Origin of the sequence: Streptomyces angustmyceticus, assembly GCF_019933235.1 — a bacterium.
In the GTDB taxonomy this organism is placed as follows: Bacteria; Actinomycetota; Actinomycetes; order Streptomycetales; family Streptomycetaceae; genus Streptomyces; species Streptomyces angustmyceticus.
Map to the genome: position 1 here is coordinate 6,483,996 of NZ_CP082945.1, position 26,433 is coordinate 6,510,428.

The 26,433-nt window shown below is 69.9% G+C and carries 21 protein-coding genes; 13 read left to right on the forward strand and 8 right to left on the reverse strand.

What is annotated here, in order from left to right; all coding sequences use genetic code 11:
• Positions 1–2: 2 nt before the first annotated feature.
• The 3 genes from K7396_RS28910 to K7396_RS28920 all read left to right on the forward strand — a co-directional run bounded on the left by K7396_RS28910 (position 3) and on the right by K7396_RS28920 (position 2,470).
• The gene (locus K7396_RS28910; RefSeq protein WP_223660232.1) at positions 3–1,004 is read left to right on the forward strand and encodes an aldo/keto reductase; all 1,002 of its coding nucleotides are present in this window, start codon (positions 3–5) and stop codon (positions 1,002–1,004) included.
• Positions 1,005–1,028: 24 nt separating this feature from the next.
• Positions 1,029–1,859 carry an amidohydrolase family protein gene (locus K7396_RS28915; protein ID WP_152105051.1) on the forward strand — a complete coding sequence of 277 codons (831 nt, stop codon included), beginning with the start codon at positions 1,029–1,031 and terminating at the stop codon, positions 1,857–1,859.
• Positions 1,860–1,999: 140 nt separating this feature from the next.
• On the forward strand, positions 2,000–2,470 hold the full coding sequence (locus K7396_RS28920; protein ID WP_086721107.1) for a pyridoxamine 5'-phosphate oxidase family protein: 471 nt from the start codon (positions 2,000–2,002) through the stop codon (positions 2,468–2,470).
• A 51-nt stretch (positions 2,471–2,521) separates the two neighbouring features.
• Here K7396_RS28920 and K7396_RS28925 read toward each other — a convergent pair whose 3' ends face one another.
• From K7396_RS28925 to K7396_RS28945, 5 genes are all read right to left on the reverse strand, one after another.
• On the reverse strand, positions 2,522–3,193 hold the full coding sequence (locus tag K7396_RS28925; RefSeq protein ID WP_086721108.1) for a FadR/GntR family transcriptional regulator: 672 nt from the start codon (positions 3,191–3,193) through the stop codon (positions 2,522–2,524).
• A gap of 211 nt (positions 3,194–3,404) precedes the next feature.
• Positions 3,405–5,009 carry a glycerol-3-phosphate dehydrogenase/oxidase gene (locus K7396_RS28930; RefSeq protein ID WP_086721109.1) on the reverse strand — a complete coding sequence of 535 codons (1,605 nt, stop codon included), beginning with the start codon at positions 5,007–5,009 and terminating at the stop codon, positions 3,405–3,407.
• A 2-nt stretch (positions 5,010–5,011) separates the two neighbouring features.
• Complete coding sequence (gene glpK / locus K7396_RS28935) at positions 5,012–6,553, reverse strand: glycerol kinase GlpK (protein ID WP_086721110.1); 1,542 nt, start codon at positions 6,551–6,553, stop codon at positions 5,012–5,014.
• A gap of 49 nt (positions 6,554–6,602) precedes the next feature.
• Positions 6,603–7,391: an MIP/aquaporin family protein gene (locus tag K7396_RS28940; RefSeq protein ID WP_086721111.1), complete on the reverse strand. Its 789-nt coding sequence runs from the start codon at positions 7,389–7,391 to the stop codon at positions 6,603–6,605.
• Between the two features lie 229 nt (positions 7,392–7,620).
• The gene (locus K7396_RS28945) at positions 7,621–8,385 is read right to left on the reverse strand and encodes an IclR family transcriptional regulator (RefSeq protein ID WP_086721112.1); all 765 of its coding nucleotides are present in this window, start codon (positions 8,383–8,385) and stop codon (positions 7,621–7,623) included.
• 259 nt (positions 8,386–8,644) lie between these two features.
• On the opposite strand from K7396_RS28945, the gene metH reads away from it, so the two are divergent.
• The 4 genes from metH to K7396_RS28965 all read left to right on the forward strand — a co-directional run bounded on the left by metH (position 8,645) and on the right by K7396_RS28965 (position 16,770).
• The gene (gene metH / locus K7396_RS28950) at positions 8,645–12,154 is read left to right on the forward strand and encodes a methionine synthase (RefSeq protein WP_223660233.1); all 3,510 of its coding nucleotides are present in this window, start codon (positions 8,645–8,647) and stop codon (positions 12,152–12,154) included.
• 246 nt (positions 12,155–12,400) lie between these two features.
• Positions 12,401–13,114: an HAD family hydrolase gene (locus tag K7396_RS28955; RefSeq protein ID WP_086720549.1), complete on the forward strand. Its 714-nt coding sequence runs from the start codon at positions 12,401–12,403 to the stop codon at positions 13,112–13,114.
• A 362-nt stretch (positions 13,115–13,476) separates the two neighbouring features.
• A complete protein-coding gene (locus tag K7396_RS28960) occupies positions 13,477–15,084 on the forward strand; it encodes an ABC transporter substrate-binding protein (RefSeq protein ID WP_086718569.1) in 1,608 nt (535 codons plus the stop codon).
• An 87-nt stretch (positions 15,085–15,171) separates the two neighbouring features.
• Positions 15,172–16,770, forward strand: a complete 1,599-nt coding sequence (locus tag K7396_RS28965; protein WP_086718568.1) for an ABC transporter substrate-binding protein — start codon at positions 15,172–15,174, stop codon at positions 16,768–16,770.
• A gap of 96 nt (positions 16,771–16,866) precedes the next feature.
• Here the strand turns inward: K7396_RS28965 and K7396_RS28970 are convergent, their stop codons facing one another.
• Both K7396_RS28970 and K7396_RS28975 read right to left on the reverse strand, forming a co-directional pair.
• Entirely contained in the window at positions 16,867–17,538 is a 672-nt protein-coding gene (locus K7396_RS28970; RefSeq protein ID WP_020929992.1) for a response regulator, read from the reverse strand.
• 38 nt (positions 17,539–17,576) lie between these two features.
• Complete coding sequence (locus K7396_RS28975) at positions 17,577–18,533, reverse strand: RecB family exonuclease (RefSeq protein ID WP_086718567.1); 957 nt, start codon at positions 18,531–18,533, stop codon at positions 17,577–17,579.
• 173 nt (positions 18,534–18,706) lie between these two features.
• Between K7396_RS28975 and K7396_RS28980 the strand changes: the two genes are divergently transcribed.
• The 3 genes from K7396_RS28980 to K7396_RS28990 all read left to right on the forward strand — a co-directional run bounded on the left by K7396_RS28980 (position 18,707) and on the right by K7396_RS28990 (position 21,761).
• Positions 18,707–19,972, forward strand: a complete 1,266-nt coding sequence (locus tag K7396_RS28980) for a site-2 protease family protein (protein ID WP_086718566.1) — start codon at positions 18,707–18,709, stop codon at positions 19,970–19,972.
• 78 nt (positions 19,973–20,050) lie between these two features.
• Complete coding sequence (locus K7396_RS28985; RefSeq protein WP_086718565.1) at positions 20,051–20,977, forward strand: tRNA (adenine-N1)-methyltransferase; 927 nt, start codon at positions 20,051–20,053, stop codon at positions 20,975–20,977.
• A 202-nt stretch (positions 20,978–21,179) separates the two neighbouring features.
• Positions 21,180–21,761, forward strand: a complete 582-nt coding sequence (locus K7396_RS28990; protein WP_086718564.1) for a hypothetical protein — start codon at positions 21,180–21,182, stop codon at positions 21,759–21,761.
• Positions 21,762–21,806: 45 nt separating this feature from the next.
• Here K7396_RS28990 and K7396_RS28995 read toward each other — a convergent pair whose 3' ends face one another.
• The gene (locus K7396_RS28995; protein WP_086718563.1) at positions 21,807–22,100 is read right to left on the reverse strand and encodes a ferredoxin; all 294 of its coding nucleotides are present in this window, start codon (positions 22,098–22,100) and stop codon (positions 21,807–21,809) included.
• 249 nt (positions 22,101–22,349) lie between these two features.
• On the opposite strand from K7396_RS28995, the gene arc reads away from it, so the two are divergent.
• The 3 genes from arc to K7396_RS29010 all read left to right on the forward strand — a co-directional run bounded on the left by arc (position 22,350) and on the right by K7396_RS29010 (position 26,312).
• Positions 22,350–24,116 (forward strand): proteasome ATPase, encoded by a 1,767-nt coding sequence (gene arc, locus K7396_RS29000; protein ID WP_086718562.1) that lies wholly within the window; start codon positions 22,350–22,352, stop codon positions 24,114–24,116.
• A 276-nt stretch (positions 24,117–24,392) separates the two neighbouring features.
• Positions 24,393–25,904: a depupylase/deamidase Dop gene (dop, locus tag K7396_RS29005; protein WP_086718561.1), complete on the forward strand. Its 1,512-nt coding sequence runs from the start codon at positions 24,393–24,395 to the stop codon at positions 25,902–25,904.
• A gap of 189 nt (positions 25,905–26,093) precedes the next feature.
• The gene (locus tag K7396_RS29010; RefSeq protein ID WP_006607619.1) at positions 26,094–26,312 is read left to right on the forward strand and encodes a ubiquitin-like protein Pup; all 219 of its coding nucleotides are present in this window, start codon (positions 26,094–26,096) and stop codon (positions 26,310–26,312) included.
• Positions 26,313–26,433 lie beyond the last annotated feature (121 nt).

Here is a 26,433-nt window from a genome sequence, read left to right on the forward strand (position 1 = left end):
CCGTGCACCGACCCCCGTACGGACCGCGCGAGCTGGGGCGCAGCGGCGTCACCGTCCCGCCCCTGGGCCTGGGCTGCGCCCCGCTCGGCAACCTCTACCGCGCCGTCCCCGAGGAGCAGGCGCGGCAAGTCGTCCACACCGCCCTGGCCACCGGCGCCGCCCACTTCGACACCGCCCCCCACTACGGCGTGGGCCTGTCCGAGGAACGCCTCGGCCGGGCCCTGCGCGGATACGACCGGGCCGCCTACACCCTCGCCACCAAGGTCGGCCGCCGGCTGCGCCCGCTCGTCCCGGGGGAGCGGACGGACGGCGAGGGCTTCGTGGACACCCCCGCCCGCGCCCGGGTGCGCGACCTTTCCCGCGACGGCATCCGCGCCACCCTGGACGCCTCCCTGGCGCGGCTCGGGGTGGACGCGGTGGACATCGTCTACCTCCACGACGTCGAGGACCACCTGCGCGAGGTGTACGAGACCGGCTTCCCGGCCCTCGCCGAACTGCGCGCCGAGGGCGTGGTCCGCGCCATCGGCTTCGGCATGAACCACAGCGGTCCGCTGGCCCGTCTGGTCGCCGACCTGGACGTGGACGTGGTGCTCTGCGCCGGCCGCTGGACCCTGCTGGAGCGCACCGCCTTCGACGACCTGCTGCCCGCGTGCGAGCGCCGCGGCACCGGTGTGGTCGTCGGCGGCGTCTACAACTCCGGCCTGCTGGCCGACCCGTCACCCGGCGCGCCCTACGACTACGCGCCCGCGCCGCCCGCCCTCCTCGACCGGGCACGTCAACTCTCCGCCGTCTGCGCGGAGTTCGGCGTCCCCCTCAAAGCGGCCGCGCTCCGCTTCCCCTTCGGCCACCGTGCCGTCGCCTCCGTCGTCGTCGGCGCCGCCCGCCCCGGGGAAATGGCCGAGAACGCCGCGCTGTTCACCCGGCACATCCCGGACGCGCTGTGGCATACGCTCGTCGCCCGCGGCCTGCTCGACCCCGATCTGCCGCTGCCCCTGCAGGACTGAGCCCGACCCCGGAGCGCGCCCCTGATGCGTATCGACGCCCATCACCATCTGTGGGACCTCAGCCGGCGCGACCAGCCGTGGATGGACGGGCCGTGGGCCGACCCGATCCGCCGCGGCTATGCGCCGGGCGACCTCGCCCCGCACCTGACCGGCCACGGCATCGACGCCACCCTCGTCGTCCAGTCGTCGTCCTCGTACGAGGAGACCGCCGAACTGCTCGCCCTCGCGGCGGGGGAGGGGCCCCTCGCCGGCGTCGTGGGATGGGCCGATCTCCGCGACCCGGCGCTCGCCGAGGTCCTCGCCGCGCCGCCCGGCCCTCTGGTGGGCATCCGGCACCAGGTGCAGGACGAACCGGACCCCGACTGGCTCGTCCGCCCGGACGTCCTCCGGGGCCTGCGCACCCTGGCCGGCGCCGGGCTGGTCTACGACCTGCTGGTCACCCCGCGCGAACTGCCCGCCGCCCACGCCGCCGTACGCGCCGTGCCCGAGCTGTCCTTCGTGCTGGACCACGCCGCCAAACCGGCCGTCGCGCGCGGCGACTGGCAGCCCTGGGCGGACGCCCTCACCGCGCTCGCCGGCCTGCCCAACGTCAGCTGCAAGCTGTCCGGACTGGTCACCGAGGCCGACTGGGACGCCTGGCGCCCGCAGCAGATCCTGCCCTACGCCCGCCACGTCCTGGAGTCCTTCGGCCCTGGCCGCGTGATGTTCGGTTCCGACTGGCCGGTGTGCACCCTGGCCGCGGGCTACGAGGATGTCGTGGCCCTCGCGGAGTCGGCCACGAGCCACCTGAGCGAACCGGAACGGGCGGACGTCTTCGGGGGGACGGCGGCGCGGGTGTATGGCGTGCGGCGGTGAGGGGATGGGGCGAGGGGCGGCCGGGGAGGAAGCACGACGGACTGGGGGAGGCGACGGACCGTGAGGCCGATGCCCCTCCGTCCCGCGCCCTAGTTCCGCCGCCGGATGTGGCGGACGGCTCCACGTCATAACCTTCCCGCATGACCTCAGTCGACGCTCGCCCCAGCGGACCCCGCAGCCCGGAACAGCGCAAGCGCGAGGCGCTGGAACGGCTCGCGCGGGACAACGATGTATGGGTCGCCACGGCCGACGGCGGTGGCGAGCCGTGCCTCGTTCCGCTGGCCTTCTGGTGGGACGGCGAGGCGGTGTGGCTGTCGACCCGTGACACCAACCCGACCGGGCGGAACCTGTGCGCCTCCGGCCGGGTTCGGCTCAGCTTCGGCCATACCCGGGACGTGGTCCTGGTCCACGGCACCACGCGCATGCTGACCCGCGAGGAGCTTCCGGCCGAGGTGGGCGATGCCTTCGCCGCCAAGGACGGCTGGGACCCCCGTGAGGACCACCCGTCGTACGTCTTCTTCCAGGTCACCCCGACGGTGCTGCAGGCGTGGGGAACGGTTCCGGAGATGGCCGGGCGGACCCTGATGCGCGACGGGAAGTGGCTGGTCTAGGCAGGACCCCGAAGATCGGCCCGGCCCGGCGTGCGGCGGCACCGGCCCGTGTCACAGTGACGCGCGCAGCCACTGCTCCACGCTCGCGATGTGCACCGTCGCCCACGCCCGCGCGGCCTCCGCGTCCCGGTCGCGCAGGGCGCCGAGGATCGCGCGGTGTTCGGTGAGGGTGCGGGCCACCGCGTCCTTCTGGGTCAGGCCCCGCCAGATCCTGGCCCGGGTGGTCGGCCCGGAGATCCCTTCCAGCAGCGAGCAGAGCACGGAGTTGCCGGACGCCGCGACGATCCCGCGGTGGAACTCCAGGTCGCAGGCGACCAGGTCCTCGACCGAGGGGCTGGGCCCCAGCGCGTTCAACTGGCCCTCCAGGGCGTCGAGTTCCGCGGGTCCCATCCGGCCGGCGGCCATGGCCGTGGCGGCCGGCTCCAGGATCCGGCGGACGGCGAGGAACTCCAGCACCGTGTCGTCGCGGTGGAAGTCCACCACGAAGCTCATGGCCTCCAGCAGGAGCTGCGGATCGAGGCTGGTGACGTAGGTGCCGTCGCCCTGGCGCACATCCAGGATGCGGATCAGGGACAGCGCGCGCACCGCCTCGCGCAGCGAGTTGCGGGACAGGCCCAGTTCGGCCGCCAGCTCGCTCTCCTTCGGCAGCCGGTCGCCCGGCCGCAGCGCGCCGGAGACGATCATGCCCTTGATCTTCTCGATGGCCTCGTCGGTGACCGCCATGCCGACCTCCCCGCTCGGACCCGCCCGGATACCGCCCGCCGGATACCGGCACAGACATCCGATGTCTGGCCTCATTATGTCCTGCCGCGCGCTCCCCGTCCGGATACGCCGATGGGGCGGCCCCGTGGACCGCCCCATCGTCACGCGCCGTACGCCACCGTGAGGCACCGTCGGCCGCTCGGCCGCCGCCTTCGGCGGCCGTCCGTCCGCGTCAGCCGGCCAGCATGTCCTTGACCCGGGCCCGCACGTCCTCCGTGTCCAGGCCACGGATCGTCAGCGTCGTGCGGCGGCGCAGCACATCGTCGACCGTCTCGGCCCACTCGTGGTCGCGGGCGTAGGCGACCTGCGCCCAGATCTCCGGCGCGTCCGGGTGGATGCGCTCGGCCAGCGCCGGGTTCTCGTTCGCCAGCCGGGCGATGTCGAAGGACAGCGAACCGTAGTGGGTGGCGAGGTGCCGGGCGGTCTCCGGGGCCATCCGCGGGCCGGGCGTGCCGCCGTCGACGAGCAGCCGGTGCGCGACCGCGTTCGGGTTGGCGATACCGGGCAGCGGGAGCTTCTTCGGCAGGTGCGCGATGGGCTCCATGTCCTCGGCCAGCGGGTGGCCGGGCAGCGCGGCCAGCTTGTTCATGACCGTGCGGCCGATGTGCCGGAAGGTCGTCCACTTGCCGCCGGCCACCGACAGCATGCCGCCGCTGCCCTCGGTCACGACCGTCTCGCGCTTGGCCTTGGAGGTGTCGCCGGGGCCGCCGGGCAGCACCCGCAGACCCGCGAAGGAGTAGGTGATCAGATCGCGCGACAGCTGCTGGTCGCGGACGGAGAAGGCCGCCTCGTCCAGGATCTGCGCGGTGTCCTTCTCGGTGACCGAGACGTCCGCCGGGTCGCCCTCGAACTCCTCGTCGGTGGTGCCCAGCAGCAGCATGTCCTCCCAGGGGAGGGCGAAGGTGATGCGGTACTTGTCGATCGGGGTGGCCAGCGCGGCCTTCCAGGGCGCGGTCCGCTTGAGGACCAGGTGCGCGCCCTTCGACAGCCGGATGGACGGGGCCGCGTTCGCGTCCTCCATCTTGCGCAGGTGGTCCACCCACGGGCCGGTGGCGTTGAGCACCAGACGGGCGTTGACGCCGAACTCCGCGCCCTCGACCCGGTCCTTGAGTTCCGCGCCGGTGACCCGGCCCTGGGTGAAGCGCAGGCCGGTGACCTCGGCGTGGTTGAGGACCGTGGCGCCGGCCGCGGCCGCCGCACGGACGGTCATCAGGGCCATCCGGGAGTCGTTCATCTGGTCGTCGCCGTACACGGCCACGGCCTTGAGGTTGTCCGTCCGCAGCTCCGGCACGTCGCGCTGCGCCTTGGCCGGGGATATGACGTGGCCGACGCCGTCGCCGAACGCGGACAGCGCCGAGTAGGCGAAGACGCCCGCGCCCAGCTTGGCCGCGCCGTGCGGGCCGCCCTTGTAGACGGGCAGGTAGAAGGTCAGGGGGTTGGCGAGGTGCGGCGCGACCTGGCGGGACACCGCACGCCGCTCGAAGTGGTTCTCCGCCACCAGCTTGACCGCGCCGGTCTGCAGGTAGCGCAGACCGCCGTGGAGCAGCTTGGAGGAGGCGGAGGAGGTGGCGCCGGCGAAGTCACCGGCGTCCACCAGGGCCACCCGCAGTCCGGCCTGTGCGGCGTGCCAGGCGGTGGAGATGCCCAGGATGCCGCCGCCGATCACCAGGAGGTCGTACGTCGCCTTGGAAAGCTGCTCCCGAGTCTCGGCGCGGCTCGCGTGCGAACCACTGGCCGGGTGCGTCCCGAGTGCCGGGACGCTCTGCAGGGTGCTCATGATTACTCCTCGTCCTCGATCCAGCCCATGGTCCGCTCGACGGCCTTGAGCCAGCTCTTGTACTCGCGGTCACGGGTGGCCGCATCCATCCGGGGGGTCCATTCGGCGGCCCGGCGCCAGTTGGCGCGCAGCTCGTCGGTGCTGGACCAGAAGCCGACGGCCAGTCCGGCCGCGTAGGCAGCGCCGAGGCAGGTGGTCTCGGCGACCATCGGGCGCACCACGGGTGCGTCCAGGAAGTCCGAGATGGTCTGCATCAGCAGGTTGTTGGAGGTCATTCCGCCGTCGACCTTGAGCGCGGTCAGCTCGACGCCGGAGTCCTTGGTCATGGCGTCGGTGATCTCACGGGTCTGCCAGGCGGTGGCCTCGAGCACGGCGCGCGCGATGTGCGCCTTGGTGACGTAGCGGGTCAGGCCCGCGATGACACCGCGCGCGTCCGAGCGCCAGTAGGGGGCGAACAGGCCGGAGAAGGCCGGCACGAAGTACGCGCCGCCGTTGTCCTCGACCGTGCTGGCCAGGGTCTCGATCTCGGCCGCGCTGTTGATCAGCCCCATCTGGTCGCGCATCCACTGGACGAGCGAGCCGGTGACGGCGATGGAGCCTTCCAGGGCGTAGACCGGCTGCTCGTCGCCGATGCGGTAGCCGACCGTGGTCAGCAGTCCGTTGTAGGAGTTCACCGGCTCGTGGCCGGTGTTCATCAGCATGAAGGTGCCGGTGCCGTACGTGGACTTGGCCTCGCCCTGCTCGAAGCAGGTCTGGCCGAACAGCGCGGCCTGCTGGTCGCCGAGCGCCGAGGCGACCGGGACGCCGGCCAGCACACCGCCGGTGGCGTGGCCGTAGACCTCGGCGGAGGACTTGATCTCCGGCAGCACGGCCGCCGGGATCTCCATCGACGTGAGGATCTTCGGGTCCCACTCCAGGCGGTGGAGGTTCATCAGCATGGTGCGCGAGGCGTTGGTGACGTCCGTGACGTGCACGCCGCCGTCGACACCGCCGGTCAGGTTCCAGATGACCCAGGAGTCCATGGTGCCGAAGAGGATGTCGCCGCGCTCGGCGCGCTCGCGCAGGCCGTCGACGTTGTCGAGCAGCCAGCGGATCTTCGGGCCGGCGAAGTAGGAGGCCAGCGGCAGGCCGGTCTCGCGGCGGAAGCGGTCCTGGCCGACGTTGCGGCCGAGTTCCTTGCAGAGCGCGTCGGTGCGGGTGTCCTGCCAGACGATGGCGTTGTGGACCGGCTCACCGGTGGTTCGGTCCCACAGGACGGTGGTCTCGCGCTGGTTGGTGATGCCGATCGCCTTGACGTCGGCGGCGGTGAGCCCCGCCTTCTCGACGGCGCTGTCGACGACCTGCTGGACGTTGTTCCAGATCTCGGTGGCGTCGTGCTCGACCCAGCCCGGCTTCGGGAAGATCTGCTCGTGCTCCTTCTGGTCGACCGAGACGATCCGGCCGTCCTTGTCGAAGACGATGCAGCGGCTGGACGTGGTGCCCTGGTCGATGGCCGCGATGAACGGGCCGTTCCCGTGGGAGGAGGTGCTGGGGGTGTCGCTCATGGTGTGCTCCAAGAAGTCGGTGCGGGCGGAGTCGGGGCGGTCAGGCGGCTCAGGCGAACGCCACCTGGTAGATGCCACCGGCGAGGGCTCCGCCGATGAGCGGGCCGACGACCGGGATCCAGGCGTAGCCCCAGTCTGAACCGCCCTTGTTCCGCAGCGGCAGAAGCGCGTGCACGATGCGCGGGCCGAGGTCGCGGACCGGGTTGATCGCGTACCCGGTCGGACCGCCGAGCGACAGGCCGATGCCGGTGACGACCAGCGCGACCAGCAGGGTGCCGATGACGCCGACGCCCTTGCCGTTGTCGCTCAGGCCGAGCGTGAGGATCGACAGCACGAGCACGGTGGTGGCGATGATCTCGGTGGCCAGGTTCTGCACCGCGTTCCGGATCTCCGGACCGGTGGAGAAGATGCCGAGGACCGGTCCGGCGGAGGGCGCGGCGGACTGGTCGACCAGGCCCTCCTCGCCGGTGTGGTCGGCCAGCACCTCGGGGTCACTCAGATGGGCCTGGAACTGCCCGTAGTAGGTGATCCACACCAGCACCGCGCCGATCATGGCGCCGAGCATCTCGCCGCCGAAGTAGACCGGCACCTGGCTCCACTCGATACCGCCCTTGATGGCGAGGCCGATGGTGACCGCGGGGTTGAGGTGTGCGCCGGACTTCGCGGCGATGTAGGCACCCGTGAGGACGGCGAAGCCCCACCCGAAGGCGATGGCGACCCATCCGGCGTTGAACGCCTTGGAGCGCTTGAAGGTGACGGCGGCGCAGACGCCACCGCCGAGCAAGATCAGAACAGCGGTACCGATGGTCTCGCTGATGAAGATGTCGGAGCTGGACACCCGCGACTCCTTTGTCCTTCGTCCAGGGGAAGACGGACCCCGGGTCCCGTCCGGTGGTCCGCGCCCTCCGAGAGGGCGGTGGTCGGCCCGCGGCAATGCCCCACCATAGCGAATATTGCCGTTAGGTGTTCGACAATGCCGACCGACGAACGGCAGTTTTGTTCACCGGTAGAACCCCGTCAAGGGTTCCGTGGCGAAAAACTTAGGTGAACTTATGGGGTGAATCCGGTCAGAATCGCCCTGCACCAAGATCCCGGGACACGGCGCGTGCGCAATCCCTCACAGCAGCGATGATTTCCGGCCGCAGTTCGCCCTCCTGGCAGACCCGCTCGACCGCTCCTGTGACACCCACCGCACCCACCGGCATCCGCCGCCGGTCGTGGATCGGCGCGGCCACCGACGCCACCCCCTCCCAGGTCTCCTCCACGTCCGCGGCCCAGCCCCGCGCCCGGGTCAGGTCCAGCAGTCCCTCGATCTCCCCGAGCCCGGTCAGTGTGCGCGGGGTGAACGCCGTCCGGTCCGCCTCGACGATCTCGCTGTGCGCCACCGGGTCGTACGCCGACAGCACCTTGCCCAGCGCCGTGCTGTGCAGCGGCTGCATCGCGCCCACCTCCAGCACCTGCCGGCTGTCGTCAGGACGGAAGACGTGGTGGACGATCAGCACGCCGGCCTGGTGCAGCACGCCCAGGTAGACGGCCTCGCCGCTGGAGCGGGCCAGGTCGTCGGTCCACACCAGGGCGCGGGCGCGCAGCTCGTGCACGTCCAGGTAGCTGTTGCCCAGCCGCAGCAGCTCCGCGCCCAGCTGGTAGCGCCCGGAGGTGTCGTCCTGCTCGACGAAGCCCTCCTGCTGCAGCGTGCGCAGGATCCCGTGGGCGGTGCCCTTGGCCAGTCCCAGTGAGGAGGAGATGTCGGAGAGTCCCAGTCGCCGTTCCCCTCCTGCGAGCAGCCGCAGCATCGCTGCGGCGCGCTCCAGCGACTGGATGGTGCGTGCCATCGGGCAACCTCCGAAGTGAGCGGTTCGACAATGCTGAACGATATCGGTCCATGCCGACTGGAGTCAGCGTTTCGGAGTCTTTCGCTCGGCGAACGGAGTCTGCCAACGATCACGGTTCGCGCGCGCAGGGGGGTGGAGCAGTGCTGTCCAGGGCGTGGAACGGGGAACACGTGTACCGGACCGGCAGCTACGCTGGCCGGGTGCGCCCTCTGAAGGAGGGTGCAAAGCCGACAGCCGTCGCAACCACGGGAGCATCTCCATGGCCTCGAACACGCCCACGTCCCACAGCACGTCCCGCACCACCTCACTACGCGAGGCCCTGGCCACGCGGGTGGTGGTCGCCGATGGTGCGATGGGCACCATGCTGCAGGCGCAGGATCCGTCCATGGAGGACTTCCAGCAGTTGGAGGGCTGCAACGAGATCCTCAATCTGACGCGGCCGGACATTGTGCGGTCGGTGCATGAGGAGTACTTCGCGGTCGGTGTGGACTGTGTGGAGACCAATACCTTCGGTGCGAACTTCGCGGCGCTGGCGGAGTACGACATTCCCGAGCGGGTCTTCGAGCTGTCGGAGTCCGGTGCGCGGATCGCGCGTGAGGTCGCGGACGAGTTCACCGCCTCGACCGGTCAGCAGCGCTACGTCCTCGGCTCCATGGGTCCGGGCACCAAGCTGCCGACGCTGGGCCACGCGCCCTACGTCACGCTGCGCGACGCGTACCAGCAGAACGCGGAGGGGATGATCGCCGGTGGTGCGGACGCGCTGCTGGTGGAGACCACGCAGGACCTGCTGCAGACCAAGGCCGCCATCCTCGGCGCGCGGCGCGCCCTGAAGGCGACCGGCAGTGACCTGCCGGTGATCTGTTCGGTGACGGTCGAGACGACGGGCACGATGCTGCTCGGGTCGGAGATCGGTGCGGCGCTGACGGCGCTGGAGCCGCTGGGCATCGACATGATCGGCCTGAACTGCGCCACCGGCCCGGCGGAGATGAGCGAGCACCTGCGCTACCTGGCCCGCCACTCCCGCGTCCCGATCGCCTGTATGCCCAACGCGGGGCTGCCGGTGCTGGGCAAGGACGGCGCGCACTATCCGCTGACGGCGGCGGAGCTGGCCGACGCGCAGGAGACGTTCGTCGGCGAGTACGGGCTGTCGCTGGTCGGCGGTTGTTGCGGGACGACGCCGGAGCATCTGCGGCAGGTCGTCGAGCGGGTGCGCGGCATCGCCCCGCCGGCGCGTGCGCCGCGCCCGGAGCCGGGTGCCGCCTCCCTCTACCAGACGGTCCCCTTCCGCCAGGACACGTCGTATCTGGCGATCGGGGAGCGGACGAACGCGAACGGGTCGAAGAAGTTCCGGGAGGCGATGCTGGAGGGGCGCTGGGACGACTGTGTGGAGATGGCCCGCGACCAGATCCGTGAGGGCGCGCACATGCTGGACCTGTGCGTCGACTACGTCGGCCGGGACGGTGTGGCGGACATGGAGGAGCTGGCGGGCCGGTTCGCCACCGCCTCCACCCTGCCGGTCGTGCTGGACTCCACGGAGCTGGACGTGATCCAGGCCGGCCTGGAGAAGCTCGGTGGCCGTGCGGTGATCAACTCCGTCAACTACGAGGACGGGGACGGGCCGGAGTCACGGTTCGCGAAGGTCACGGCGCTGGCGGCGGAGCACGGTGCGGCGCTGATCGCGCTGACCATCGACGAGGAGGGCCAGGCCCGCACCGTCGAGCACAAGGTGGCCATCGCCGAGCGGCTGATCGAGGATCTGACGGGCAACTGGGGCATTCATGAGTGCGACATCCTCATCGACTGTCTGACGTTCACGATCTGCACCGGTCAGGAGGAGTCCCGCAAGGACGGCATCGCCACGATCGAGGCGATCCGGGAGCTGAAGAAGCGCCACCCCGAGGTCCAGACCACGCTGGGCCTGTCGAACATCTCCTTCGGCCTGAACCCGGCCGCGCGGATCGTGCTGAACTCGGTGTTCCTGGACGAGTGCGTCAAGGCCGGTCTGGATTCGGCGATTGTGCACGCGAGCAAGATCCTGCCGATCGCGCGGCTGGAGGAGGAGCAGGTCAAAACCGCCCTCGACCTGGTCTACGACCGTCGCAGCGAGGGCTACGACCCGCTGCAGAAGCTGATGGAGCTCTTCGAGGGCGCCACCGCCAAGTCGCTCAAGGCCGGCAAGGCCGAGGAACTGGCCGCGCTGCCGCTGGACGAGCGTCTGCAGCGGCGGATCATCGACGGTGAGAAGAACGGTCTGGAGGCCGATCTCGACGAGGCGCTGCGGGAGCGTCCCGCGCTGGACATCGTCAACCAGACCCTTCTGGAGGGGATGAAGGTCGTCGGTGAGCTGTTCGGCTCGGGGCAGATGCAGTTGCCGTTCGTGCTGCAGTCGGCCGAGGTGATGAAGAGCGCGGTGGCCTATCTGGAGCCGCACATGGAGAAGTCGGACGACGAGGGCAAGGGCACCATCGTGCTGGCCACCGTCCGCGGCGACGTCCACGACATCGGCAAGAACCTCGTCGACATCATCCTGTCCAACAACGGCTACAACGTCGTCAACCTCGGCATCAAGCAGCCGGTCTCGGCGATCCTGGAGGCCGCCGAGGAGCACCGGGCCGATGTGATCGGGATGTCCGGGCTGCTGGTGAAGTCCACGGTGATCATGAAGGAGAACCTGGAGGAGCTCAACCAGCGCAAGATGGCGGCCGACTTCCCCGTCATCCTCGGCGGCGCCGCCCTCACCCGCGCCTACGTCGAACAGGACCTGCACGAGATCTACGAGGGCGAGGTCCGCTACGCCCGCGACGCCTTCGAGGGCCTGCGCCTGATGGACGCCCTGATCGCCGTCAAGCGCGGCGTGCCCGGCGCCACCCTCCCCGAACTCAAGCAACGCCGGGTGCCCAAGCGGGACACGGCCGTGCTGGAGGTCGAGGAGCCGGAGGGCGCGGTGCGCTCCGACGTCGCCGTCGACAACCCGGTGCCCGCCCCGCCGTTCTGGGGGACCCGCGTGGTCAAGGGCATCCAGCTCGCCGACTACGCCTCCTGGCTGGACGAGGGGGCGCTGTTCAAGGGGCAGTGGGGTCTCAAGCAGGCCCGCACCGGCGACGGCCCCACCTACGAGGAGCTGGTGGAGACCGAGGGCCGCCCCCGGCTGCGCGGCTGGCTCGACAAGCTGCAGACCGAGAACCTGCTCGAAGCCGCCGTCGTGCACGGCTACTTCCCCTGCGTCTCCAAGGGCGACGACCTGATCCTCCTGCACGAGGACGGCACCGAGCGCACCCGCTTCACCTTCCCGCGCCAGCGCCGCGGCCGCCGCCTGTGCCTGGCCGACTACTTCCGACCCGAGGAGACCGGCGAGAAGGACGTCGTCGGCCTCCAGGTCGTCACCGTCGGCTCCCGCATCGGCGAGGAGACCGCCAAACTCTTCGCCGCCAACTCCTACCGCGACTACCTCGAACTGCACGGCCTGTCCGTCCAGCTGGCCGAAGCACTCGCCGAGTACTGGCACGCCCGCGTCCGCGCCGAACTCGGCTTCGCCGGCGAGGACCCGGCCGACGTCGAGGACATGTTCGCGCTGAAGTACCGCGGCGCGCGCTTCTCGCTGGGCTACGGTGCCTGCCCCGACCTGGAGGACCGCGCCAAGATCGCCGACCTGCTGCAGCCGGAACGGATCGGCGTCCAGCTCTCCGAGGAGTTCCAGCTCCACCCCGAGCAGTCCACCGACGCGATCGTCATCCACCACCCGGAGGCGAAGTACTTCAACGCGCGGTAGCGGGTCGCGCACCCCCGGGGCGGCCGCACCGCCGCCCCGGGCACGACCGTGACGCCCGGTGATGCCGTGTGAGCGGACGGGCGCCCCGGTGCACGCCCGCCGGAGGGCCCCTGACCTCGGTCACCACGCATTTCGGCGCGTACCGTCGTACACTTATCGGTCCGGTAGCGGCCGGTCGTTTCCCCAGCCGGGGATGGCGACCGGCCCTTTCGTCCCTTCGGGGACGTCGCACACGGAGGTGGATGGATGACCAGCAGCATCCCCGCAGTCGGCACCCGAACGGCCGAAGCCGCGACCCTCCAAGCCGTGTTCCTCGATCTGGACGGCACGCTCGTCGACACCGAGGGGTTCTGGTGGGAGGCGGAAGCGGAGGTCTTCGCCGAACTCGGCCACATCCTCGACGACACCCACCGCGAGGTCGTGGTCGGCGGCCCGATGACCCGCAGCGCCGGGTATCTGATTCAAGCCACCGGTGTCGACATCAGCCTGACCGAGCTCAGCGTGCTGCTGAACGCCGCCTTCCTCGCCCGGATCGGGCGCGGCGTCCCGCTGATGCCGGGTGCCCGCAGGCTGCTGGCCGAGCTGGCCGCCCACGACGTGCCGACCGCCCTGGTCTCCGCCTCCCACCGCGCCATCGTCGACCAGATGCTGCGTTCGCTGGGCCCGGAGAACTTCCGGCTGACCCTGGCGGGCGACGACCTGGCGCGCACGAAGCCGCACCCGGACCCGTATCTGACGGCCGCCGCGCGGCTGGGCGCCGACCCGGCGTGCTGCGCGGTCATCGAGGACACCCTGACCGGTGTGACCGCGGGCGAGGCGGCGGGCTGCCCGGTCGTGGCGGTGCCGTCCGTGACACCGATCCCGCCGGCCGCGGGCCGTACGGTCGTGCCCTCGCTGGAAGAAGTCGATCTCCCATTTCTCCGGACGCTCATCACGGAAAGCCGTGGAGTCGTGCACTGAGCGTGTCCCGGAGAAAGGCCCCGGGACTGAGGGGAGCGGGCCGCTCATTTTCCGTGACGAATGTGCTGACTGAATTGTTGCTTCGTCATGACCCCTGGAATGCGTGACGTTTCTCACGTGCCGGGCCGTCGACAAGGGGGCCCGCGGGTGTTCCAGGGGGTCGGGTGGGGGGTTTGTGCGGGGGTAAGTGTCCGGATTGGTGGAGCAACGTGCGAATCGTTCTGCCGTCCGGATATCGATCACCCGCCCTTCGTTATCCGGGGCCCATATCGAATCAACTCCTTTGTGTCTGAGCGCGGCTGGCCGTTCCTACTAATGTCGACGCGAGCAACACCTCTGCGCTGATAAGGAACCTGCCGACGATGAATCGCAAGACCCTGGTGCTGCCGGCGCTGGCCGGTCTCCTCGCCCCCGTCCTCGCCGCCTGCGGCAGCGCGGACGGCGCGGGCGAAGGCGGCGATCCGATCGTCGTGGGTGTCTCCTCCGAGATCGAGGCGACCAAGGCCGCCCCCGCCCCGCTCGACCCGGCGCAGGCCTATGACGTCGACGCCTGGAACATGCTGCGCGGCACCCTCCAGACGCTGATGCGGCTGCCCAGGACCGGCAACGCGCCGGTCCCCGAGGCGGCCGAATCCTGCGGGTTCCGCGACACCCAGAACGAGCAGTACCGCTGCACCCTGCGCAGTGGCCTGAAGTTCTCGAACGGGCACGCCCTGACGGCACAGGACGTCAAGTTCTCCCTCGACCGCATGCGGACCATCAACAACACCAACGGTCCGGTGTCGTTGCTCGACGACATCGACAAGATCGAGACGCCCAACGACAAGGAGGTGGTCTTCCACCTCCGCAAGCCGGACGCCACCTTCCCGCAGAAGCTCGCCACGCCCGCCGCCGCCATCGTCGACGGCGAGGTGTACCCCAAGGGCCGCCTCTACAGCGGCTTCGACGTGGTCGGCTCCGGCCCGTACACGCTCAAGACCGAGCGCAAGAACAACCGCATCACCAAGGCCACCTTCACCAAGAGCCCCACCTACAAGGGCGGGGTGAAGGTGAAGAACGAGAAGGTCGAGATGCGCTTCTTCGCCGGCTCCAAGGCCACGGAGCAGGCGCTGCGCAAGGGTGATGTCGACCTGATGTACCGCGGCCTGTCGCCCGATCAGATCAAGGGCCTGGAGAACGCCCGCGACCAGCACATCATGCTCCAGGAGATGCCGGGCCAGGAGATCCGCTACCTGGCCTTCAACACCAAGGACCCGGCCGTCTCCAACAAGGCCGTGCGGAAGGCGATGGCGCAGATCGTCAACCGCTCGGAGCTGGTGCGCGACGTCTACTCCTACACCGGCGACCCGCTCTACTCGATGGTGCCCACCGGTCTCACCGGGCACATCAACTCGTTCTTCACCAAGTACGGGAACCCCAGCGCGGCCGCCGCCCGCAAGACGCTGCAGCAGGCGAACATCACCACCCCGGTCAAGTTCACCCTCACGTACACCACGAACCACTACGGCTCCAGCACCGCCGAGGAAGTGCGGGCGCTGCAGACCCAGCTCAACAGCACCAAGCTGTTCGACGTGAAGACCAAGGGCGTCGACAGCTGGCAGCAGTTCCGGACCGACTCCCTGCACGGCAAGTACAGCGTCTACAACATGGGCTGGTATGCGGACATCCCGGACCCGGACAACTACATCGCGCCGTTCATCGGCAAGCAGAACTTCCTCGGCTCCCCGTACCGCAACGCCAAGATCGAGTCGCAGCTGATCCCGGACAGCCGGCAGCAGAGCGACCGCAACGCCGCCGGGGCGAACTTCAAGCAGGCGCAGGACATCATCGCCGACGATGTGCCGCTCCTCCCGCTGTGGCAGGGCAAGCAGTACGTCGTCGCGCGCGACGACGTCACCGGCATCGAGTGGGCCCTCAACTCCTCCTCGTCGCTGCAGATCTGGGAGCTCGGCCGCGGCGTCGCGGACTGAGCCGGCCGATCCGACCATGCGGCACCCACCCCCGCGGCCTCCCCGTCGCGGCCCGACAGGCACCACCCAGAACGTGAGGACCGTTTAGTGAGGAAGCGTGACCAGTGGCTGGCCGCCCCGATCGGAGCGGGGCTGGCCACAGCCCTGCTCGCGGTCGCCGGGTGCGGCACGGACGACTCGGGGGCGGCCGGCACCGGCGAGCCCGTGGTCATGGGAATGACGGACAAGGTGCAGTCCACCGACCCGGCATCCGGCTACGAGCCGGGATCATGGCTGCTGTTCAACAACGTCTTCCAGTCCCTGCTGAGCTTCCCCAAGGGAAGCACCACCCCCGAGCCGGAGGCCGCCGAGCGCTGCGGCTTCACCGACGGCGAGAGCAAGGTCTACCGCTGCACCCTCAAGGACGGCCTGAAGTTCAGCAACGGTGACGCGCTGACCTCCAAGGACGTCAAGTACTCCTTCGACCGCACCCGGCGCATCAAGGACCGCAACGGCCCCGCCGTGATGTTCTCCGCGCTCGACAGGGTCGACGCACCGGACGCCAAGACAGTGGTCTTCCGGCTGAAGTCGCCCGACGCCACCTTCCCGATGAAGATAGCCTCGGGCGCCGGCTCGATCGTCGACCACGCCGAGTACCCCGCCGACCGGCTGCGCACCGACGGCAAGGCCACCGGCTCAGGCGTCTACACCCTCAAGGAGTACAGCTCCCAGAAGGCCGTCTTCGGCGTCAACGGCTCCTACAAGGGCCCGGCCAAGGTCAAGAACTCCGGGATGACCGTGAAGTTCTTCAACCGGCCCGACAAGCTCAAGACGGCCGTCGAGAAGGGCGACGTCGACGTCGCCTACCGCGGACTGTCCATGAAGGACATCGCGGCGCTGGACAACGCCTCGCTGAAGCAGCAGCACGGCACCCAGGTCGTGGAGGGCGCCAGCGCCGAGGTCATGCACATGGTCTTCAACCTCAAGGCCCCGGTCGCCGGCAAGCTGGGCGTCCGCAAGGCGATCGCCTACCTCCTGGACCGTTCGACCCTGGTCCGGGACGTCTACCAGCGCACCGCGGTGCCGCTCTACTCGATCGTCCCGGCCGGCATCACCGGCCACAGCACCTCCTTCTTCAACACCTACGGCGATCGCCCGAAGCCCGAGAAGGCGAAGGCCGCGCTGCGTCAGGACGGCTTCAACGGCAAGGTGCCGCTCACGCTGTGGGCCACCCCCGACCGCTTCGGCCCCGGCACCGTCCCGGCCTTCGAGGAGATCGCCCAACAGCTCAACGCCAGCGGCCTGTTCGACGCCAAGGTGCGCACCCTGCCCACCCAGCAGTACGAGGAGGGCGTGGCGGCCGGCCGGTTCGGCGTCTACGTCAAGGGCTGGATCCCCGACTATCCGGACCCCGACAACTTCACCGCGCCGTTCTTCGGCAAGGACAGCGTGGTGTCCAACCACTACAGCTCGCCCACCATCACCGGGCGGCTGCTGCCCAAGACGGCCGACCAGCCGGACCGGGGCGCCACCAAGTCCGAGTTCCGTGAGCTGCAGGACATCGTCGCGCAGGACGTGCCGATGATCCCGATCTGGCAGGGCAAGCAGTACGCCGTGGCCCGCGAGGGCGTCTCCGGCCTGCAGTGGACCCTGGACCCGTCGACCGTCTTCCGCTTCTGGGAGATCAGCAAGTCGGCCGAGGCCTGACCGGACCTGTCACACGACGGCGGGGCCGGCCCGGGAGGACTCTCCCCGGGCCGGCCCCGCCGTCGTCGTCGCGCCGGGCCGCCAGGACCCGCCGGCCTACTGCGCGCCGGGGCGGACCAGACCGCTCTCGTACGCGTACACCGCCGCCTGCACCCGGTCGCGCAGCCCCAGCTTCGTCAGCACATGGCCCACATGGGTCTTGACCGTCGTCTCGCTCACGAACAGATCCGCGGCGATCTCCGCGTTCGACAGCCCGCGCGCCACCAGCTTCAGCACCTCCACCTCGCGTTCGGTGAGGGTGTGCAGCGTGTCGGGAACCGGCTCCTCGCCCGACGGCAGATGCCCGGCGTACTTGTCCAGCAGCCGCCGGGTGATGCTCGGCGCGAGCATCGCCTCGCCGCCCGCCACCACCCGGATCGCCTGCACCAGTTCATTGGCCGGCGCGTCCTTGAGCAGGAAGCCGCTTGCCCCCGCCCGCAGCGCCTCGACGACGTACTCGTCCAGATCGAAGGTCGTCAGCACCAGCACCTTCGCCGGGCCGTCCTTCGCCGGCCCGGTGATCTGCCGGGTCGCCTCGACGCCGTCCATCCGGGGCATCCGGATGTCCATCAGCACCACATCGGGCTGCAGCGCGCGCACCTGCTCCAGCGCCTGCAGACCGTCGCCGGCCTCCCCGACGACCGCCAGGTCCTGCTCCGCCTCCAGAATCATCCGGAATCCCGTACGCAGCAGGGGCTGGTCGTCGACCAGCAGGACGCGGATGGCCACGAGCTCTCCTTTGGTAGGCCTGTCCGGGCGATCAGCGCCTAGATGTCCCCCATTCTGCCCTGTGGCACCCGGGGGCCGTCCGCCGGGCGGACCTGGAGCGGATACGCCGGGGGAGTGCCGCCGAATTCCGGACAGTGCGCCTGGTGGTCGCACCAGCCGCACAGCTTCGTCGGCCGCGGCCGCCAGTCGCCGGTCTCCGTCGCCAGCCGGATCGCCTCCCACAGTGCCAGCAACTTCCGCTCCACGGCCCGCAGATCGGCCTCACCCGGGTCGTACGTCACCACGTCGCCGCTGCCCAGATAGACCAGCTGCAGCCGCCGCGGCACCACACCGCGCAGCCGCCACACCACCAGGGCGTAGAACTTCATCTGGAACAGCGCGCCCTCGGCGAACTGCGGCCGCGGCGCCTTGCCGGTCTTGTAGTCGACGATCCGCACCTCGCCCGTCGGCGCCACATCCACCCGGTCGATGAACCCCCGCAGCCGCAGCCCCGAGTCCAGCACCGTCTCGACGTACAGCTCCCGGTCCGCCGGCTCCAGCCGCGTCGGATCCTCCAGCGAGAACCACCGCTCCACCAGCGCCTCGGCCTCCGCCAGCCACTGCGCCAGCCGCTCGCCCTCCGCGTCGTCCGCGAAGAGCTCCGCCAGCTCCGGCCGCTTGGCCAGCAGCTTCTCCCACTCGCCCGGCACCATCGCCCGCGCCCCGACGGCGGTGCGCTCCGCCGCCGGAGCGTCGAAGAGCCGCTCCAGCACCGCGTGCACGACCGTGCCGCGGGTCGCCGCCGCACTCGGCTTCTCGGGCAGCTTGTCGATCACCCGGAAGCGGTACAGCAGCGGACACTGCATGAAATCGCTCGCCCGCGACGGCGAGAGCGCCACCGGCGGCCGCGGCTGCTCCCCGTCCCGCCCCTGCTCCCCGGCGGTCGCGGCCCGCGCGCCGGCCCCGGCTTCCCCGTCCTGCGTTCCCGCCCCGGCCTGCTCCGTGCTCCATCCCATGCCGCAAAACCCTACGGCCCGCCACTGACAGGCGCGGACGGGTCACCCCCCGGGGCCCCGCAGCGGTTGGGGCCGGGGCGCTCCGCATACCATCGACCATGGACCCCCGCGCCCTGCATGATCGACACATCAGGCCGAGCAGGGGCGAATGCCGTATTCGATGAGGGGACGCCGTGGACGAGAGCGGGAAGTCGCAGGACCCCGAGGAGTCCGTGCGGCCCCAGCCGCCCGAGCCGCCCGAGCACCGCGACGAGCCCAGGACCCCCGCGCCGGGCCGGAGGAAGGGCAGCGGCGGCGGCATCCTGATGGGCCGTCCCTTCGGCGTGCCCGTCTACGTCGCCCCCAGCTGGTTCCTCGTCGCCGCCCTGATCACCTGGGTCTTCGGCGGCCAGCTGGAGCGGGTCCTGCCCGAACTCGGCGCCGCCCGCTACCTCGTCTCGCTCTTCTTCGCGGTTGCCTTCTACGCCTCGGTGCTCGTCCACGAACTGGCCCACACCGTCGCCGCGCTCCGCTTCAAGCTCCCCGTCCGGCGCATCCAGCTCCAGTTCTTCGGCGGCGTCTCGGAGATCGAGAAGGAGACCGAGACCCCGGGCAGGGAGTTCGTCCTCGCCTTCGTCGGCCCGCTGCTCTCCCTCGTCCTCGCCGGGGCCTTCTACGCCGGTATGCAGCTGGTCGAGCCCGGCACCGTCCCGGGCGTCCTGCTCGCCGGCCTGATGATCTCCAACCTGATCGTCGCGGTCTTCAACCTGCTGCCCGGCCTCCCCCTGGACGGCGGCCGGATGCTGCGCGCCGTCGTCTGGAAGATCACCGGACGCCCCATGAGCGGCACCGTCGCCGCCGCCTGGGTCGGCCGCGCGCTCGCCGTCACCGTCCTCATCGGCCTGCCGCTGCTCACCCACACCGGCGTCCTGGGCACCACCCGCCCCGAGATCGGCGGCGCCGACTCGCTCACCGACGCCCTGCTCGCCGCGATCCTCGCCGCCATCATCTGGACCGGCGCCGGCAACAGCCTGCGCATGGCCCGCCTGCGCGAACGGCTCCCCGACCTCACCGCCCGCACCCTGACCCGGCGCGCCGTCCCCGTCGAGACCGGCACCCCGCTCTCCGAGGCGCTGCGCCGCGCCAACGACGCCGGCGCCCGCGCCCTGGTCGTCGTCGACCCCCAGGGCGCCCCCACCGCTCTGGTCCGCGAGGCCGCCATCGTCGGCGTCCCCGACCACCGCCGCCCCTGGGTCGCCGTCGGCACCCTCGCCCAGGACCTCAAGGACGGCATGCGGGTCTCCGCCGAACTCGCCGGTGAGGACCTCCTGGAGTACCTGCGCGCCACCCCCGCCACCGAGTACCTCGTCGTCGAGGTGACCGGTGAGATCTACGGCGTGCTGTCCACCGCCGACGTCGAGCGGGCCTTCGTCTCCGCCATGGCCCGTAAGGCCGCTTGAGGGCCGGGCCGCCTCCGGGCCCCCTCGCCCCCGGCCCCACTGGTCGGCGGCGTCCCGACGGGCCGGTAGGCTGGTCACATGTCCGAACCGACCGGTGCCGCCCGTCGTCGCGGGCCCTTCAAGGTCGGGGACCAGGTCCAGCTCACCGACCCCAAGGGACGCCACTACACCTTCACGCTCGAAGAGGGAAAGAGCTTCCACACCCACAAGGGAGCCTTCCCCCACGACGAGCTGATCGGTGCTCCCGAGGGCAGTGTTGTCCGTACCACCGGGAACGTCGCCTACCTCGCGCTGCGCCCGCTGCTCCCCGACTATGTCCTGTCCATGCCCCGCGGTGCCGCCGTGGTCTACCCCAAGGACGCGGGGCAGATCCTGGCGATGGCCGACATCTTCCCCGGCGCCCGCGTCGTCGAGGCCGGTGTGGGCTCCGGCTCGCTCAGCAGCTTCCTGCTGCGCGCCATCGGCGACGACGGCATGCTGCACTCCTACGAGCGCCGCGCCGACTTCGCCGAGATCGCCACCCAGAACGTCGAGCGCTACTTCGGCGGCCCGCACCCCGCGTGGACGCTCACCGTCGGTGACCTGCAGGACAACCTCTCCGACACCGACGTCGACCGCGTCATCCTCGACATGCTCGCCCCCTGGGAGTGCCTGGAGGCCGTTTCCAAGGCCCTGGTCCCCGGCGGCATCCTCTGCGCCTACGTCGCGACGACCACGCAGATGGCCCGCACCGTCGAGGCGATCCGCGAGCACGGCACCTTCAACGAGCCGTCGGCCTGGGAGACCATGGTCCGCACCTGGCACGTCGAGGGCCTCGCCGTCCGCCCGGACCACCGCATGATCGGCCACACCGGCTTCCTGCTGACCGCCCGCCGCCTCGCCGACGGCGTCGAGCCCCCGCTGCGCCGCCGCCGTCCCGCCAAGGGAGCCTACGGCGACGACTACACGGGGCCGGGCAAGGACCAGGCGGCGGCCTCCGGAGGCGGCTCCGCCGAGCGCGGCTGACCGCCCGGATCCGGCCACCGAACCACCAGGCGCCGCCGACGAGTTCCCCAGTGGGAACCGCCGGCGGCGCCCTGTCGTTCCCCCCACCGGATCTGCACGGAAAACTCCGGCCCGGCCGGTTCCTTGCCGCACCCTCCTGTGGAACGATGCTGGGCACTCCCACCGCTACAGCACTTCACAGGAGTTACCCCGCGTGCAGCCCATGGCAGGCCAGGACCTCTTGCACACCCAGCCGCGCCCCGTGCACTGGCTCGCCACCGCCACTGCCGTCGCGGCGGTCGTGGCGGCCGCCTCCTTCGTCCAGCCTCCCGACGCCAAGGCCACGACCTCCCGCGATACCGCCGCCGGCGCCCGCCCCGCGGCCGCCGCTGCCCCCGACCCGGGCCGGGTGACGTTCCCGGTGGACTGCGGGCCCAACCGCCTCGACGTGGTGAAGAAGGTCTCCGGCGACCTCGACGGCGACGGGACGACCGAGACCGTCGCGGCGGTCCGCTGCCACAGCGGGACCGGCACCCCGCCCAGCGGCGTCTACGTCCTCGCGCAGCCCCGTGACGCCAGGGCCGCGCCGCGGATCGTGGCGACACTCCTCGCGCCCGCCCGGCAGCGCAGCGTCCAAACCCTCAGTGTCAAGGATGGCGCGATCTCGGCGGCCCTCCTGGGCTACTCCTCGCTCGACGTCCCGCGCTGCTGTCCGGACGTGCACCAGAGCCTCAAGTGGCAATGGCGCGGCGGGAAGTTCGTTCAGAGCGAACTCCCCGCCGCCATGGGCACCCAGAGTCTGTGACCTGTCACATCATGTGGCCGGCCGGCGCGCTCCGCGCCGCGCCGGCTACTCCGCGTCCGGGCCGTAGACCTCGACCATGTCCTTGACACGGCGGACGTGGATGCAGTCCCCGGGGCACTCCTTGGCGGAGTCCCGGACGTCATCGAGCAGCTTCAGCGGGACGGGGGTTGTCGCCCCCTTGTCCTGCAGCAGCTCGTCGTCGCTGCTCTTCACATACGCCAGCCCGTCGATGTCGAGCTCGAAGACCTCCGGCGCGTACTGCGCACAGATGCCGTCCCCGGTGCAGAGATCCTGGTCGATCCACACTTCCAGCTCTGGGGCTTCGTCCTGCGCGGTCATCTCGCCTGCCGTTCCTGCGTACGTGAACCGTTTTTGTCTAAGTGGCGCCAGCCCTGACGGGTGTTGACCGACTCGACGATACAACCGCTCGCTTTCCGATGTTGTTGGGTGGGTATTCCCTTGGCGTGAGGACGTGCGCAAGGGTGAAGATCGGACACGCCCCGACAGTCTTTTCGATCTAGGGGTTTCAACCTGCACCGGCCCAGGTAGGGTCAGGAAGCGTCCAGCTCCTTGGAGGAGGTGAGGACCGTGGCAGCCCACGACGACGACATCAACCGCGGCATCCGGCCGGGGCGGGGGTCTGAAGATCCCGCCGGCCAGGTTGCCTATCTCGAGCAGGAGATCGCCGTCCTGCGACGCAAGCTCGCCGACTCTCCGCGGCACACGAGGATTCTCGAAGAGCGGATCGTCGAGCTGCAGACCAACCTGGCCGGCGTCTCGGCGCAGAACGAGCGTCTCGCCAATACTCTCCGCGAGGCCCGCGACCAGATCGTCGCGCTCAAGGAGGAGGTCGACCGGCTCGCGCAGCCGCCGGCCGGCTTCGGTGTCTTCCTGCAGGCGAACGAGGACGACACGGTCGACATTTTCACCGGAGGCAGAAAACTCCGGGTGAATGTCAGCCCCAGTGTGGAGACCGGGGACCTCCGGCGCGGCCAGGAGGTCATGCTCAACGAGGCGCTCAACGTGGTCGAGGCCATGGAGTACGAGAGCGCCGGCGACATCGTCACCCTCAAGGAGATCCTGGAGGACGGCGAGCGCGCCCTGGTGATCGGGCACACAGACGAGGAACGGGTGGTGAGGCTCGCCGAGCCGCTGCTGGACACCACCATCCGCCCCGGCGACGCCCTGCTCCTGGAGCCCCGCTCCGGCTACGTCTACGAGGTCATCCCGAAGAGCGAGGTCGAGGAACTCGTCCTCGAAGAGGTCCCGGACATCGACTACACCAAGATCGGCGGTCTGGGCGGTCAGATCGAGCTGATCCGGGACGCGGTCGAGCTGCCGTACCTCTACCCCGACCTCTTCAAGGAGCACGAACTCCGCCCGCCGAAGGGTGTCTTGCTCTACGGCCCGCCGGGCTGCGGCAAGACCCTCATCGCCAAGGCGGTCGCCAACTCCCTTGCCAAGAAGGTCGCCGAGGTGACCGGGCAGCCCGCGGGGAAGAGCTTCTTCCTCAACATCAAGGGCCCGGAGCTGCTCAACAAGTACGTCGGCGAGACGGAGCGGCACATCCGGCTGGTCTTCCAGCGCGCCAGGGAGAAGGCGAGCGAGGGCACCCCCGTCATCGTCTTCTTCGACGAGATGGACTCCCTCTTCCGCACCCGGGGATCCGGCGTCAGCTCGGACGTGGAGAACACCATCGTCCCGCAGCTGCTCTCCGAGATCGACGGCGTCGAGGGCCTGGAAAACGTGATCGTGATCGGTGCCTCCAACCGTGAGGACATGATCGACCCGGCGATCCTGCGCCCCGGCCGCCTCGACGTCAAGATCAAGATCGAGCGCCCGGACGCGGAGGCCGCCAAGGACATCTTCTCGAAGTACCTCACGGAAAATCTTCCGCTGCACTCCGACGATCTCGCCGAGCACGGCGACTCGCGGAAGGCCGCAGTGAGCGGAATGATTCAATCCGTCGTCGAGCAGATGTACGCGGAATCCGAGGAAAACCGATTCCTGGAGGTCACCTACGCCAATGGTGACAAGGAAGTCCTCTACTTCAAGGACTTCAACTCCGGCGCGATGATCGAAAACATCGTAGGACGTGCGAAGAAGATGGCCATCAAGGCCTTCCTCGAACACAATCAGAAGGGGCTTCGCGTCTCCCATCTCCTCCAGGCATGCGTGGACGAGTTCAAGGAGAACGAGGACCTGCCCAACACCACCAACCCGGACGACTGGGCCCGTATCTCCGGAAAGAAGGGCGAGCGGATCGTATACATCCGTACGCTCGTCACCGGAAAGCAGGGCGCGGACACCGGTCGCTCCATCGACACGGTGGCGAATACCGGCCAATACCTGTAACACCGCTCTCCGGCTGCGGATGTCCTGCACGGGGCGTCCGCAGCCGGACGCTTTTCCGGGGGCGCCAGAACCGCACCCCATAAGGGCGCGGCGGACCAGGGAAAACCGGACTGGAGCAATGACTGTAATGATCTCCCCAGCGCCGCAGAGGCGTTCTAGGCTCGTCGGTACCGCCGCGTCACGCTGTGCGGGCGTGGGGCACGCACACGGACCGGAAGCGCAGCGGTACTTGAGCGCCGACCCCATCCGGGGGCGCCGCCGGGCAAGGAGGGCCGCATGACCGTACGGCGAGTAATGGGAATCGAGACGGAGTACGGGATCTCCGTCCCCGGTCACCCGAACGCCAATGCCATGCTCACCTCGTCCCAGGTCGTCAACGCCTACGCGGCCGCGATGCACCGGGCACGCCGTGCCCGCTGGGACTTCGAGGAGGAGAATCCGCTGCGGGACGCCCGCGGCTTCGACCTCGCACGCGAGAACGCGGACGCCAGCCAGCTCACGGACGAGGACATCGGCCTGGCGAACGTGATCCTCACCAATGGCGCCAGGCTCTACGTCGACCACGCCCACCCCGAATACAGCGCCCCCGAGGTCACCAATCCGCGGGACGCGGTGCTGTGGGACAAGGCCGGCGAGCGGATCATGGCCGAGGCGGCCGAGCGGGCCGCCCAGGTCCCCGGCGCCCAGCCGATCCACCTCTACAAGAACAACACCGACAACAAGGGCGCCTCCTACGGGACGCACGAGAACTACCTGATGAAGCGGGAGACCCCCTTCTCGGACATCGTGCGGCACCTGACGCCGTTCTTCGTCTCCCGGCAGGTGGTCACCGGCGCCGGCCGGGTCGGCATCGGCCAGGACGGGCACGAGCACGGCTTCCAGCTCAGCCAGCGCGCCGACTACTTCGAGGTGGAGGTCGGGCTGGAGACGACCCTCAAACGGCCCATCATCAACACCCGCGACGAACCGCACGCGGACGCGGAGAAGTACCGCAGGCTCCACGTGATCATCGGGGACGCGAACCTCTCCGAGATCTCGACGTACCTGAAGCTGGGCACCACCTCCCTGGTGCTCTCCATGATCGAGGACGGCTTCATCGCCGTCGACCTGGCCGTCGACCAGCCCGTCCGCACCCTCCACCAGGTCTCGCACGACCCCACTCTGCAACACCTGATCACGCTCCGCAGCGGCCGCACGCTCACCGGTGTACAGCTCCAGATGGAGTACTTCGAGCTGGCCCGCAAATACGTCGAGGACCGCTACGGAGCGGATGCGGACGAGCAGACCAAGGACGTCCTGACCCGGTGGGAGGACGTGCTCGGCCGGCTGGAGAACGACCCGATGAGCCTGTCCGGCGAGCTGGACTGGGTCGCGAAGCGGGAGCTCATGGAGGGCTACCGGCGCCGCGACGGCCTGGAGTGGGACGCCGCCCGGCTGCACCTCATCGACCTGCAGTACGCCGACGTGCGCCCCGAGAAGGGTCTGTACAACCGTCTGGCGGCCCGCGGCAAGATGAAGCGCCTCCTGGACGAGTCCCAGGTCGAGCGGGCCGAGCAGAAGCCCCCTGAGGACACCAGGGCCTATTTCCGCGGCCGCTGCCTGGAGCAGTACGCGGACGACGTCGCGGCCGCCTCCTGGGATTCGGTCATCTTCGACCTGCCCGGACGTGACTCCCTGCAACGGGTTCCCACGCTGGAGCCGCTGCGGGGGACCCGGAAACACGTCAAGGAGCTCCTCGACCGCTGCCGTACGGCGGAAGAGCTGGTGAGGACGCTGTCCGGCCGCTGAGTTTCGGCAGGTGCACGACAGAATTCCTCAAGATCCACAGCCGATCCGCGGCTGAAATCGTCGCGGTGCGGGAATCATCGAGGTGACTCCCGGGCGTTGCAGCAACTGCAGGGCCGATGTCGGACCCTGCTTGTAGGGTCGGATCTTGAAGGTCACATCGAGCGGGGCGAACCGAGCGGGGTGAGGGACATGGCGACCAAGGACAGCGGCGGCGGACAGGCGAAGGCCACGCGTTCCACCGAAGAGGTCGAGGAGCAGACACAGGACGCGCAGGCCTCCGAGGACCTCAAGGAACGCCAGGAGAAGTTGTCGGACGACGTGGATTCCGTCCTGGACGAAATCGACGACGTACTCGAGGAGAACGCGGAAGATTTCGTGCGGTCGTTTGTCCAGAAGGGCGGACAATAGAGGCCCGACGGGCGCGGTCGGCGCGGGGGACGAAAAGGCGCTCCGCGGTACCGGCGGGCGCTGCCGACCGGGGCATTCTCCGGTAGCACGTCGACGGGAGACGGCCTGCAGGCGTACTGCC